Annotated in this window: 13 protein-coding genes and 1 pseudogene; 11 read left to right on the forward strand and 3 right to left on the reverse strand. The window is 30.4% G+C overall.

Going from position 1 to position 12,968, the window contains the following annotated elements; genetic code table 11:
- Positions 1-18 precede the first annotated feature (18 nt).
- The 5 genes and pseudogenes from Q0V67_RS04150 (at position 19) to eutM (ending at position 3,533) form a co-directional block, all read left to right on the forward strand.
- Entirely contained in the window at positions 19-645 is a 627-nt protein-coding gene (locus Q0V67_RS04150; RefSeq protein WP_297597297.1) for a hypothetical protein, read from the forward strand.
- A gap of 16 nt (positions 646-661) precedes the next feature.
- Positions 662-931 (forward strand): annotated as a pseudogene (locus Q0V67_RS04155) (BMC domain-containing protein); the annotation flags it as partial.
- A gap of 140 nt (positions 932-1,071) precedes the next feature.
- Positions 1,072-2,583, forward strand: a complete 1,512-nt coding sequence (locus tag Q0V67_RS04160; protein WP_297597298.1) for an acetaldehyde dehydrogenase (acetylating) — start codon at positions 1,072-1,074, stop codon at positions 2,581-2,583.
- 2 nt (positions 2,584-2,585) lie between these two features.
- Positions 2,586-3,212, forward strand: a complete 627-nt coding sequence (locus Q0V67_RS04165) for a phosphate propanoyltransferase (protein WP_297597299.1) — start codon at positions 2,586-2,588, stop codon at positions 3,210-3,212.
- A gap of 27 nt (positions 3,213-3,239) precedes the next feature.
- Positions 3,240-3,533 carry an ethanolamine utilization microcompartment protein EutM gene (gene eutM, locus Q0V67_RS04170; RefSeq protein WP_297597300.1) on the forward strand — a complete coding sequence of 98 codons (294 nt, stop codon included), beginning with the start codon at positions 3,240-3,242 and terminating at the stop codon, positions 3,531-3,533.
- 300 nt (positions 3,534-3,833) lie between these two features.
- Here the strand turns inward: eutM and Q0V67_RS04175 are convergent, their stop codons facing one another.
- Both Q0V67_RS04175 and Q0V67_RS04180 read right to left on the reverse strand, forming a co-directional pair.
- Entirely contained in the window at positions 3,834-4,934 is a 1,101-nt protein-coding gene (locus Q0V67_RS04175) for an SLC13 family permease (RefSeq protein WP_297597302.1), read from the reverse strand.
- Between the two features lie 96 nt (positions 4,935-5,030).
- Positions 5,031-5,318: a hypothetical protein gene (locus Q0V67_RS04180; RefSeq protein ID WP_297597304.1), complete on the reverse strand. Its 288-nt coding sequence runs from the start codon at positions 5,316-5,318 to the stop codon at positions 5,031-5,033.
- Positions 5,319-5,570: 252 nt separating this feature from the next.
- Here Q0V67_RS04180 and Q0V67_RS04185 point away from each other — a divergent pair, with 252 nt between their 5' ends.
- Genes Q0V67_RS04185 through Q0V67_RS04195 form a run of 3 tightly spaced genes read left to right on the forward strand, consistent with a single transcriptional unit; the run spans position 5,571 to position 8,945 of the window.
- Positions 5,571-6,773: an aspartate kinase gene (locus Q0V67_RS04185; RefSeq protein ID WP_297597306.1), complete on the forward strand. Its 1,203-nt coding sequence runs from the start codon at positions 5,571-5,573 to the stop codon at positions 6,771-6,773.
- 21 nt (positions 6,774-6,794) lie between these two features.
- A complete protein-coding gene (locus Q0V67_RS04190) occupies positions 6,795-7,781 on the forward strand; it encodes an aspartate-semialdehyde dehydrogenase (protein ID WP_297597308.1) in 987 nt (328 codons plus the stop codon).
- A 9-nt stretch (positions 7,782-7,790) separates the two neighbouring features.
- A complete protein-coding gene (locus tag Q0V67_RS04195; protein ID WP_297597310.1) occupies positions 7,791-8,945 on the forward strand; it encodes an aminotransferase class I/II-fold pyridoxal phosphate-dependent enzyme in 1,155 nt (384 codons plus the stop codon).
- Between the two features lie 31 nt (positions 8,946-8,976).
- Here Q0V67_RS04195 and Q0V67_RS04200 read toward each other — a convergent pair whose 3' ends face one another.
- Positions 8,977-9,777, reverse strand: coding sequence for an HAD-IIA family hydrolase (locus Q0V67_RS04200; protein WP_297597312.1), 801 nt, complete (start codon positions 9,775-9,777; stop codon positions 8,977-8,979).
- A 277-nt stretch (positions 9,778-10,054) separates the two neighbouring features.
- Here Q0V67_RS04200 and Q0V67_RS04205 point away from each other — a divergent pair, with 277 nt between their 5' ends.
- From Q0V67_RS04205 to Q0V67_RS04215, 3 genes are read left to right on the forward strand one after another with little or no spacing between them, the layout of a single operon-like run.
- On the forward strand, positions 10,055-11,092 hold the full coding sequence (locus tag Q0V67_RS04205; protein ID WP_297597314.1) for a C4-dicarboxylate TRAP transporter substrate-binding protein: 1,038 nt from the start codon (positions 10,055-10,057) through the stop codon (positions 11,090-11,092).
- A gap of 28 nt (positions 11,093-11,120) precedes the next feature.
- Complete coding sequence (locus Q0V67_RS04210) at positions 11,121-11,666, forward strand: TRAP transporter small permease (RefSeq protein ID WP_297597316.1); 546 nt, start codon at positions 11,121-11,123, stop codon at positions 11,664-11,666.
- Positions 11,666-12,952 (forward strand): TRAP transporter large permease, encoded by a 1,287-nt coding sequence (locus Q0V67_RS04215; protein WP_297597318.1) that lies wholly within the window; start codon positions 11,666-11,668, stop codon positions 12,950-12,952. The genes Q0V67_RS04210 and Q0V67_RS04215 overlap by 1 nt, the downstream gene beginning before the upstream one ends.
- Positions 12,953-12,968: the final 16 nt, after the last annotated feature.

Here is a 12,968-nt window from a genome sequence, read left to right on the forward strand (position 1 = left end):
TTTGGAAAGGGGAAAAACTTGAAAAAACTAATATGTGCAAAAGATTTAGAAGAGATATTAGAGAATGGGACAAAAGAGATTGAGATAGATAAAGATACAATATTAACTCCATCAGCAAAAGATATTATAAAAAATAGTGATATTAAAGTTTTAATAAAAGAAAAAAAAATAGGAAATCAAGTTTTAAAAGATATTGATATGAATAAAATCATGGAGTTTTTTAAAATTGTTTCTAAAGATCAGGTTTTACAAAAAACTATTATGAAAATGCTTTTAAAAGAAAAAAAATTCGAAAAAGAGTTTGATTCTTCTGGGTTTACATTAATTAAAGGAGATAGTATAAAATTTGATAAAATTTTTAAAAATTTAAATATATATTCTCAAGATTTAATAAATACAGATGAAGAAATAATAGGAATTTTAAAAATTGAAAAAGATAATTTTATAAAGAAAACTAAATTAAAAGGAAACCTTTTTATAATAGAGGGTGAAGTTGAGATGATTTTAAATGGGAAGAGATATCTAGGGAAAAGTGGAGATTTAATAGATGTCCCTAAAAGAACTGAGATAAAAATAGGGTCAAAAGATATAGCAAAAGTGTTATATTTTTCAAAAGGTTTAAATTGGAGTGAACCCTTTTTATAAAGGAGGGAGGTAAAAAATGCAAGCTTTAGGAATGATAGAAACGAAGGGTTTAATTGGAGCGATAGAAGCCGTAGATGCGATGACAAAAGCTGCTAATGTGATGTTAGTAGGAAAAGAGAAGATTGGTAGTGGACTAATAACTGTAATGATTACTGGTGATATTGGTGCAGTAAAAGCGGCAATAGATGCAGGAGCTGCGGCAGTAGAACACGTAGGTCATCTAGTTGGAGTTCACGTTATAGCCAGACCCCATGATGAGATAGAAAAATTTTTAAAAAAAGAAGTAGTTGATAAGGAAGTTGAAGTTATAGAAGGAATTATTGAAGTAATTTCAGATATAGTTTCAGAAGAAATTGTTGAAGTTATAGAAGAAAAAGCTCAAGAGGGAGTTTTACAGCGGAAAGTAGCTAGGAGGAAGAAATAAAAATGTTTGATAAAGACTTAACATCCATTCAGCATGCAAGAGATTTAGCAAGAAAAGGGAAGTGTGCAGCTAATAGAATCTCAGAATACACTGAGGAACAAATTGATAAAATAATTAAAAATATGATTAGAGTTGCTAATAAAAATGAGTTATATTTAGCAAAAATGGCTGTTGAAGAAACAGGATTTGGAAAAGTTGAAGATAAAGCGTTTAAAAATCATCTAGCTTCAACTGTTTTGTATGATTCTATTAAAAATATGAAAACAGTTGGAGTAATAGAGGAAGATGAAGTTAATAAGATTATGTGTATAGCTGAACCAATGGGGCTTATTTTAGGAATTATTCCTTCTACAAATCCAACATCAACAGCAATATTTAAAGCGATAATAGCTGTTAAATCTAGAAATGCGATAGTATTTACTCCTCATCCATCAGCACAAAAGTGTACAAGAGAAGCAGTAAAGCTAATGTGTGAAGCAGCAGTAGAAGCTGGAGCTCCAGATTGTATACTTAGTTGTTTAGAGATGTGTACTATGGAAGCAACAAATGAATTGATGAAAGCTCCAGAAGTAGCATTAATAATAGCAACAGGTGGACCAGGAATGGTAAAAGCAGCTTATAGTTCTGGAAAACCAGCTCTAGGAGTTGGAGCAGGAAACTCACCAGCTTATATAGAAAAAACAGCTAATGTAGAGAAAGCTGTAGAAAATATAATAGCAAGTAAGACTTTTGATAATGGAACTATATGTGCTTCTGAACAGTCAATAATTTGTGAAGAGTGCAACGAGACTCAAGTTGTTAAAGAGTTTGAAAAACAAGGCGGATACTTCATGAGCGAAGAGGAAACTAAAAAAGTTTGTGAACTTCTATTTAAACAAGGACATACAATGAATGCTAAATTTGTGGGGAGATCAGCTGATGTAATATCTGAGGCAGCTGGATTTAAAATTCCTTATGGAACAAAGGTTTTAATAGGAAGACAAAATGGAGTTGGAGCAGAAAATCCACTATCTTATGAGAAACTAACTACAGTTTTAGGATTTTATGTTACTAAAGATTGGAATGAAGCTTGTGAGCTAAGTATCGCTCTATTACAAAATGGAATTGGACACACAATGAGTATCCATACTGAAGATTTAGATATAGTAAGAAAATTTGCGAAGAAGCCAGCTTCTAGAATTCTTGTAAACACAGGAGGATCTCAAGGTGGGACCGGAGCAAGCACTGGACTTATGCCATCATTTACTTTAGGGTGTGGAACATGGGGAGGAAGCTCAGTTTCTGAAAATGTCAGTCCAATGCATCTTTTAAATATAAAAAGAGTAGCTTTTGGACTTATAGATTGTAATAAGTTAAAAAGAGAAGAAGAAAAAGAGTGTAAAGGTATAACTGTGTATGGTTCTGAAGGAAGAGCGGAGAAAACTTTTGAAAAAACTTCGATAGAAAAGGAGTTAGTGGAAAATCCAGAGTTATTAAAGCTTATGGAAGAGATATTAGCTTCAATAAAGGGGTAAAAATGGATAAGTTAGATGTATTATTAGAAAAAATTTTAGAAGCAGTAGAGGGGAAAAAGCTAACTGTTCCACTTGGAATTTCAAATAGACATATACACTTAAAACAAGAGGATACTGAGATTTTATTTGGAAAAGGTTATGAATTGAACAAACTTAAAGATTTATCTCAAAAAGGTCAGTTTGCAGCAAAAGAAGTTGTAACAGTTTGTGGACCTAAAAGTGTTATAGAGAAGGTTAGAATTTTAGGACCAGCAAGAAAAGAAACTCAAGTGGAGGTTTCTATAAGTGATTGCTTAAAATTAGGTATAAAAGGTAAAGTTAAAATGTCTGGAGACATTTGTGAAACTCCAGGAATAACATTAGTTGGACCAAAAGGAACAGTAGTTTTATCAAAAGGTATTATAGTTTCTCAAAGACATATTCATATGGATGAAAAGGATGCTAAAAGATTTGGTGTTTCAAATGGAGAGATTGTAAGCATAAAAATTGATGGAATTAGAGGCGGGCAATACGATAATACTTGTATTAGAGTAGATAAAAACTTTACATTGGAATGTCATTTAGACACTGAAGAAGCCAATGCACTTGGAGTTGATTCGAGTTCAAAAGTTAGAATAATAAAAAAATAAATATAAAAAAAATAGGAGGAATTAAATATGAAATACGATGCATTAGGAATGATAGAAACTAAAGGGTTAATAGGATCAATTGAAGCGGCAGATGCAATGGTAAAAGCAGCAAATGTATACTTAGTTGGAAAAGAGTATGTAGGTGGAGGGTTAGTAACAGTTATGGTAAGAGGAGATGTTGGAGCAGTAAAAGCGGCTACAGATGCTGGAGCCGCCGCCGCACAACGTGTTGGAGAACTAGTTTCTGTACATGTAATTCCAAGACCACACTCTGAAGTGGAGGTTATTTTACCAGCTTCACCAGCAAGAGAGATGAAATAAATTTATTGAAAAAGCTGTAGGGAAATCTACAGGGATCTAATTAAATATTTGTGGAAACCTTCAAGTTGGGGGCAATATTAAATTATCTAACTTGGAGGTTTTTTTATGAACTTAGATATTGTGGTATATATTTATTAGAAATATTTAGCATGTAGAAGCCCTGCCTATTGCTGTATTTAATTTTAGCGTGATATATTTGGTAAAAAAGAGATGATAATAAATTTTGTTTTTGATATAAAATAAGTAGTAATAAAGTGTTTGGAAAATTATTTTGAACTTTTTAAGACTTTTTAGTTAGCCTTATTTTAAAAAGTAATAGAACAGAGACCCCATCAAAATTAAAATAGAGAAATTTATAATTGAAAACTCTTTAATGAAATTTTTTTTTTCATGTGGATATTCTAAAGTATATAGTTTATATGAAATTAAACTGGCAAGAGAAGCTATTAGAGTTCCAATTCCACCAATATTCACTCCTAATAAAAGAGGTTTCCATTTGTCAGTAAATTCTGAAATTAAAATAGCAGCAGGAACATTACTAATAAATTGACTTAGACCAATACTCATTAAATAGATAGAGGATTCTTGAGAAAGAAGAGAAAACATTAAAATTCTAACTGGAGGCATATTAGATAAATTGCCTACAAAAATAAAAAAACTAACAAAGGTTGCAAGCAAAATCCAATCGAGCTTTGCTAGAATGTCTTCTCTTTTATAAATTAAGTATGTGAGAGTCAAAAATGTTACATATTCAATTGAAAATTTCAAAAATATATTTAAAAGAATTAATCCAAAAATAAGTGAAGCCATAAAAACATTGGAGTTTTTATTTAAAGTAGGGGGTTCGAGTTCAAATAGTAGCTCGTTTTTAGGAGTAAAGATATTGATGATAAATAAAATTAAAAGTCCGACTAGAGATATTCCGAAAGTAATTTCTAGAAATGTAAGAGGATTAGGTGCATATTTAGAATAGATATAGATATTGTGAGGACTTCCCATGGGGGTTAATGCACTCCCTAAATTTGCTGCTACAGTTTCTAGAATAACTATTTTTAAAACTGAAAAATTAGACTTTTTACCTATTATAATAGTTAAAGGAATAAATGTTATAAGTGCGACGTCGTTAGTCAAAAACATACTGAAAAAGAAAACTAGAAGAATCAAGGCTCCTGAAATTACTCGTTGATTTGTATATCTTTTTAAGAAGTTAATAGCAATATAGTCAAGGACTCGCTCCTTTTTATATAGTTCAACAACAACCATAAGATTGAAAAGAACCATTAAAACGTGGGTATCAATATATGAAAATTTAGGAAGAACAATAAAACTAGTAAATATTGCAAAACTAGTAGCTGTTAAAAATAAAGCTTCAGCTTTTAAACGTTTTATTACTTTATTCAAAAGAATTCACCTGCTTTCTATTTAAAGTGGTAAAGGATTAGCTTTAGATTATAAAAAAAGATTAGCAATTTTAAAAAAGCTAATCTTTTATAATTACTAACCTCTATGAGAATATAGATGTGTACAATTAGGGAATTCTTTTAGCTGAAGTTCTAATAAGTGCTTTATAACTCCATTAAAATCTAAATCTGAAAATTCAAAATCGTCAATTCCATCTTCGATAACATTGAATGTATTATCATCTGTTTTTATTAATGTTATCTTGTTATCTTTTGTTAAAGGGTTTTCATTTTCTGTAAAAATAATTTTTTCACCAGTATTCATTTCATTGATACAACTAAGAACATACTCTTCAAACTTATCTAAAATAATTTTTTTCGACATATGATTTCACTTCTCCTTAAATTTAATTATTTTGTATATCTATTAACTCTAAAATATAATTCGAAATTAAAGCGGATTTCCTTTAAATTTTTTTTTAAAAGTATGAGAATAAGGGATAAATGGAGTTTAAAAATAATTTTTTTGACATCTCTATCAATTCATGATATTATTTTTTCAATTTAAATGATTTTGACGATAGTTTTTTTAAAAAAAATCGTTATTTTATTTGCCGTTTTTAAGGGGGGATATTTTGTGAGAGTAGTAAAAAAATATGGTGGTAGCTCAGTTTCAACAATTGATAAAATAAAAAATATAGCTATACATCTATCTAAAAATAAAAAAGTAGGGGATGAAATAGTAGTTGTAGTTTCAGCCATGGGGAAAACAACGGACAATTTAATGAAATTAGCTAACGAAATATCGTTAACACCGGATATAAGGGAATTAGATAGTTTGCTTTCAACAGGAGAACAACAATCGATATCACTTCTAAGTATGGCACTTAAAAGTTTGGACTGTAAGTCAATATCTTTAACTGGAGCTCAAGCAGGGATAAAGACAACAGGACTACATACAAAAAATAAAATTGAAAGTATAAAAACAGAAAAAATAGAAAGTTATTTGAAAGCTGGGAAAATTGTTATTGTGGCAGGTTTTCAAGGGGTAAATGAAAACGGAGATATAACAACTTTGGGAAGAGGCGGATCGGATACAAGTGCAGTGGCATTGGCAGCTGCTTTGAGATGTGAGTGTGAAATTTATACAGATGTTCCTGGGATTTATTCTATAGATCCAAGAGTTTATAAAAAAGCAAAAAAAATAGAGAGAATATCATATGAGGAGATGATGGAGATGGCGAATTTAGGGGCTGGAGTTATGGAGACAAGAGCTGTAGAAATTGGAAAAAAATATGGTGTTAAAATATCTGTAGGGGAGACTTTAGGGCCGGAAACAGGAACTTATATATGTGATAGTAGTGAAATTATAGAAAAAAAAGTTGTGACAGGGATATCAATTAGCAAAAATGTTATAATGGTGAATCTAGAGAATTTTTTAGTAATTCCTAAAAATATATCGATTATTTTTAGTGCAATTGCTAAAAATGGTGTAAATGTAGATATGATATCTCAAAATGAAGGAGATAACTTAATAGGAAGTATTGGATTTACTTGTCCTATTGCGGATGAGTTGTTTCTAGATATTGCCTTAAAAGAAGTAGAGAACTATATTCCAGATATCCAAGTTATAAAAAGATCGGAGGTTGTGAAGATATCTTTGGTAGGAATAGGGATGATAAGTAATTTTGGAGTTGCGGCAAAAGTATTTGAAGTTTTGTCAGATATAGATGCGAAATTTTATCAATGTACAACTTCAGAAATATCAATATCCTTAATTATTAAAATAGATGATACAATAAGAGTAGTTGAAAAGTTAGCTGAAGTTTTCTCGATTTAAAAATTGGTAGGAGGAATAGTTATGAAAAAATATAATTTAGCAATTGTTGGAGCAACGGGTATGGTAGGGAGAATGTTCTTGAAAGTTTTAGAGGAAAGAGAATTACCTATAGAAAATTTATACCTATTTTCATCTGTTCGTTCAGCAGGAAAAAAAATATCATTTAAAAATAAAGAGATAGTAGTGGAAGAGTTAAAAGAAGACTCTTTTGATAGAGAGATTGATATAGCTTTATTTTCGGCAGGAGGAGATATAAGTAAAAGATATGCTCCTATAGCTTCATGTAAAGGGGTTATAGTTATAGATAATAGCAGCGCATGGAGAATGGACGATCATGTACCATTAATTGTGCCGGAAGTAAATCCAGAAGAAATAGCAAAAAATACTGGAATAATAGCAAATCCGAATTGTTCAACAATTCAATCAGTAGTTCCGTTAAAAGTAATAGATAATCTATATGGAATTAAAAGGGTTGTCTATTCAACTTATCAAGCTGTATCTGGAAGTGGGGTACAGGGTGTTCGTGATTTAGAAGAAGGTATTAAAGGAAATAAACCTACAAATTACCCTCACCCTATAGCAAACAATTGTTTGCCTCATATTGATTCTTTTTCAGATAATAATTACACTAAAGAAGAGGAAAAAATGATAAATGAGACGAGAAAAATATTAGGTAAACCAAATCTTGCTGTGACAGCAACTTGTGTTAGGGTTCCTGTTATAAATGCACATTCAATATCTATAAATGTAGAGCTTGAAAAATCACCGGATTTAGATGAATTAAGAGATGTTCTTTCTAAAACCAAAGGGATAATTCTGGAGGATAATATTAAAGAAAATATATATCCTATGGCTATAAATGCGGACGGGAAGGATGAGATATTTGTAGGAAGACTAAGGAAAGATTTCAGTATAGAAAATGGATTGAATCTTTGGGTAGTGGCAGATAATATAAGAAAAGGTGCCGCAACAAATAGCGTTCAAATAGCTGAATTATTGATGAAATAAGGAGAGTATATGTTAGAAATAAATCCATATCTAGACGAAATAGAAATTTCGGTTATTAGAAAAATATCAGAAGCTTGTACTAAATATAAAAATATATCTGGGGATAAATGTCTTATAAATTTAACTATAGGAGAACCAGATTTACCACAACCTAAAATAATAAAAGAAGATGTTGCTAATTATATAGTAGAAGCTAAACTTGGCTATTCACAATTAGGTGGAATTATAGAGTTGAGGGAAGAGATAGCAAAGTACTATAAAGATAAATATGATATAGATATAAAAGCTGATGAAATAATAGTAACAGTAGGCAGTACAGAAGGGCTATCAACAGCCATAAAGACGGTTGTTTTGCCTGGAGATGAAGTGATTGCCCCACTACCTATATATCCAGGGTATGAACCATTAATTATAATGGCTGGAGCTAAATTAGTCAAAGTTGAAACAAAAGATGACGGTTACGAATTGACGGTCGAGAAACTGAAAGAATTTGTGAATAAAAAAACAAAAGCAATAATATTAAATTATCCATCAAATCCATCAGGAGTTATAATTTCTAAAAAAAATAGAGATGATATTTTAAATTTTGCTAAAGAAAATAATTTATATATAATTAGCGATGAAGTTTACAGTGAGATTATATTTGAAGGGGAACATAATAGTTTTTTACAAAATGGATATAGAGAAAATGTAATCTTAGTAAATGGATTTTCAAAATCACACTCTTTAACAGGGTGGAGAATAGGTTACTTGATATCTAGTAAAAAATTGCGAGATTATTTATTAAAAGTTCATCAGTATACAGTGACATCAGCATCGATAATATCACAAAAAGGGGCCTTGGTAGCCCTGAACAAATGTAGTTGCATAGATGAGCAAATTGGAATCTATCGAGAAAGAGCTATGAAGGTGTACAGCAGACTGAAAGAAGCAGGGGTTAGTGCGATAAAACCTAAAGGTGCAATATATATATTTGTTTCAATAGGAGAGGGAAACTCTTTAGAGTTTGCAGAAAAATTATTAGAAAGTGAAAGAGTTGCGGTTGTGCCAGGAGTAGCTTTTGGAATGGATAATTTCATTCGTTTATCTTTAGTGAGTGATTTAGATGAACTTTTAGAAGCAACAGATAGAATAATTGAATTTATAAATAGTCCTAGGGTGTGATTTTTTCACACCCTTTATTTATAAATTAAAGTTACTTATTGAGCTCGTCATAAATATTTTTAATAGAATTAAAAATAAATGTTGGCTTGATTGGACTTTTGACAACATCATCTAAGGTGCTTTCACCAGTTAATACAAGAGCAGTATTAATACCAGCATTGAAACCACATGTTATATCTGTATAAATTCTATCGCCAACAATTATAATCTCATCTTTTTCTAGATTTTTATCTTTGACTAAAAGTTCAATCATCTCTTTTCGTGGTTTACCAATCACAAAGGGTCTTTTTCCTGTTGTGAGGAAAAGCATTTCACAAATTGATCCACAATCAGGAATGTATCTCTTATTTTTTAAAGGGCATGAAAAATCAGGATTTGTAGCAATATAATGTTCAACACCTTTAAAAAGAAGCATAGAAGCATCTGTTAATTTTTTATAGTCAAGTTCGGTATCAAATCCTATAATTAAAGTATTAACATCTTCATCAGAATTATTTTTTAAAGTAAATCCATTTTCTAACAGTTCCTGTTTTAAAGCATTGGTTCCAACAACATAAATTTTCAAAAGATCTTTTCTACCGAGTGTATTTAAATAATCAATTGTGGCCTGGACAGAGGTATAGAAATGATTCTTATTAACAGTTAATCCCAAGTTATTAACTTTATTAACGTAGTTATTCAAATTTTTAGAGGAGTTGTTTGTCAAAAAAATAAAATCTTTATTTTGAGAATTTAAAAGATCTATAAATTCTTTGGTCCCTTCTATTAACTTATCCTCGTGATATATAGTTCCATCCATATCCAATAAAAATAATTTGTTTTTTGTAAGCATAAAAATCCCCCTAATATAAAAGTGTGTATAAGATATGTATATACTTTATTAAAGTGTGGTATGTCAAGTTTTTTTAATTTTAAAAAAAGAAAAATATTGTTGACTTTTGTATAAAATAAGGTATAATTGTAATAAAAATAGAACAATTGTTTGGAAAAAATAGAATAAAAAAATAGCAGAGATAAGAGAGAAGCTATTCGATTAAGAAAACCAGTCTTTTTTGAATAGCTTTTTTTAATAAAAAAAATTAAAAAATAAAATAGGGAGGTAAGGATTAATGAAAAGGGGATTATTGAAAGTATTGATGACAGGATTAACAATTTTTTTAGTTTCTTGTGGTGGGAATAAAGATGAATCTAAACAAGAGGTTAAGCCACAAGCGAAAGTAGCTGAAAAAAGAGTGATGAAATTGAGCACTAAATTTGTTGAGGATGAACAAACAGCAAAGACACTTCATATTGTTGCAAATAAAATAAATGAGAGATTAAAAGGAAATTTAGAAGTTCAAGTTTTTACAGGAGGACAACTCCCAATAGGAAAGGATAGTATGGAGCAAGTAGTTTCAGGAGCGAACTGGATTTCAGTGGACGGTTTAAATTTTTTAGGTGATTATGTTCCAGACTACAATGCTGTTGTAGGGCCAATGTTATATAGCAATTTTGATGAATATTTAGCTATGACAAAAAGTGATTTAGTTAAAAATTTAAATTTAGAGGCTGAAAAAAAGGGGATAAAAGTTTTATCATTAGATTATCTTTTTGGATTTAGAAGTATGTTGACTGAAAAGGAAGTGAAAGTTCCAGAAGATTTAAAAGGGCTAAAAATAAGAGTGCCAAATAGTCAGCTGTATATGCTTACATTGGAAGCGATGGGAGCAAATCCTACACCGTTGCCGTTCACAGAAGTTTACAGTGGAATTCAACAAAAAGTTGTTGATGGATTAGAGGGGTCTTTAATGACAATATATGGAACAAAAATATACGAAGTTAGAAAACAAGTGTCTTTAACTAATCATTTACTAGGAGTTTCAGGAATAGTAATGTCAAAAAAAGTATGGGATGATTTAAATGATGAGCAAAGAATGGTTATTGAGGAGGAGTTCTATAATGGAAGTCTTTACAATACTGAAGAAACAATAAAGTTAGAAGGAGAATACCAAAAGCAATTAGAAGAATTAGGAGTTAAATTTAATGAAGTTGATTCTGAAGCGTTTAATAAAGCTATTGCAAATGTATATAACCAATTTCCGAAATGGACACCAGGAATATATGATAAAATTATGGAAGAATTAAATAAAATTAGAGAGAATAATTAGTTAAATATTTATATTATTGGGGGAGTAAATGAACAAAGAGTTATTGAAAAAAATAAGAGAAGTTGAGTTTGAAGCATTGGTAGGAAGTGTGACAATCAGCGTAACTGTCATACTGGTTATAGTAAATGTTTTTTTGAGATATTTTTTAGGAATCCAATATTCTTGGGTTGAAGAAGTTTCGGTAGGGTGTTTTATATGGACAGTTTATTTAGGTGCAACAGCAGGATATAGAAAAAAAGGTCTGATAGGTGTAGATGTACTGACTAAAATTCTTCCTTTGAAAGGAAGGCGTGTTTTAAGAGTTATAACAAATACTCTTTTGCTTATTTTAACTTCAGCAATGTTTTATTTGAGTTACCGATATACATTGGGATCAGATAAAATAACTTCAGCTTTGGAAGTTTCGTATGTTTATATAAATAGCTCTCTTCCAATCTCATTTGGTCTAATGACAATATATTCACTTTATTTTTTTATTCATGACATTATATTTTTTAACAGTATAGAAGAAGAAATTATTGAAGAGATCGAAGAGGAAGAGTATAAACAACAAATAGAGGAAGTGATAATGTAATGGAGTCATTTATACCAGTAATTATTTTATTTGTATTATTTTTTTTAAATATTCCAATTGCATTTGCATTGATAGGATCATCACTGTATTATTTTATTTTTCAAAATAATATAATGTCAGTAAATTTAGTGATTCAACAGTTTGTTACAGCTGTTGAGTCCTTCCCTTATCTAGCTGTTCCATTTTTCATAATGGTTGGATCCGTTATGAACTTTTCTGGAATAAGTTCAAGTCTGATGAAAATGGCAGAGGTGTTAACAGGTCATATGGTCGGAGGTTTAGCACAAGTAAATGTTATATTGAGTGCCATGATGGGGGGGATTTCTGGTTCAGCAAATGCCGACGCAGCTATGCAATCAAAAATTTTAGTTCCAGAAATGGTAAAAAGAAATTTTTCTAAGCCGTTTTCAGCGGCGGTAACTGCGGCCTCATCGTCGGTGAGTCCGGTTATACCGCCAGGAACTAATTTAATAATCTATTCATTGATTGCAAACGTATCAGTGGCAAAGATGTTTTTAGCAGGATATACTCCTGGAATAATGATGACAGTGGCATTGATGATTGTAGTGCATATGGTATCTAAAAAAAGAGGATATACTTCTACAAGAGATAAGAGAGCTACAATAAAAGAGATTTTTATTCAGATGAAGGAGTCTATATGGGCACTACTAATACCATTTGGAATTATTTTAGGAATGAGAATGGGATTGTTTACTCCAACAGAAGCAGGAGGAGTGGCAGTATTATTTTGTTTTGTAATTGGAATTTTTGTGTATAAAAAACTAAAATTAAAGCATATAAAAATAATTTTAAAAGATACAGTTTATGGAACTGGATCTGTAATGCTATTAATTATAGGTGCAAAAGTTTTTGGATATTATTTAACATTGGAAAGAATTCCTCAAATGATTACAAATTTACTGGTAGGATTTACAGATAATAGATATATGATGTTATTTATTATAAATTTATTACTTTTATTTGTAGGGATGTTTTTAGAGGGCGGAGCAGCACTGGTTATATTGGCACCGTTATTAGTCCCGGCAGTAACAAAAATAGGTATAGACCCTATTCAATTTGGTATTATACTAATAGTTAATATTATGATAGGAGGAATAACTCCCCCATTTGGATCAATGATGTTTACAACTTGTTCAATAGTCGGAGTCAAGTTGGATGAATTTGTGAAAGAGGTTATGCCATTTATACTAGCACTGTTAATAGTTTTAGCAATTTTGACTTATTCTGAAACGATTGCATTGTATATTCCAAATCTATTAATGTAAAAAAGGAGAGTAAAGA

This window comes from uncultured Cetobacterium sp. (assembly GCF_947072685.1).
Classification (GTDB): domain Bacteria; phylum Fusobacteriota; class Fusobacteriia; order Fusobacteriales; family Fusobacteriaceae; genus Cetobacterium_A.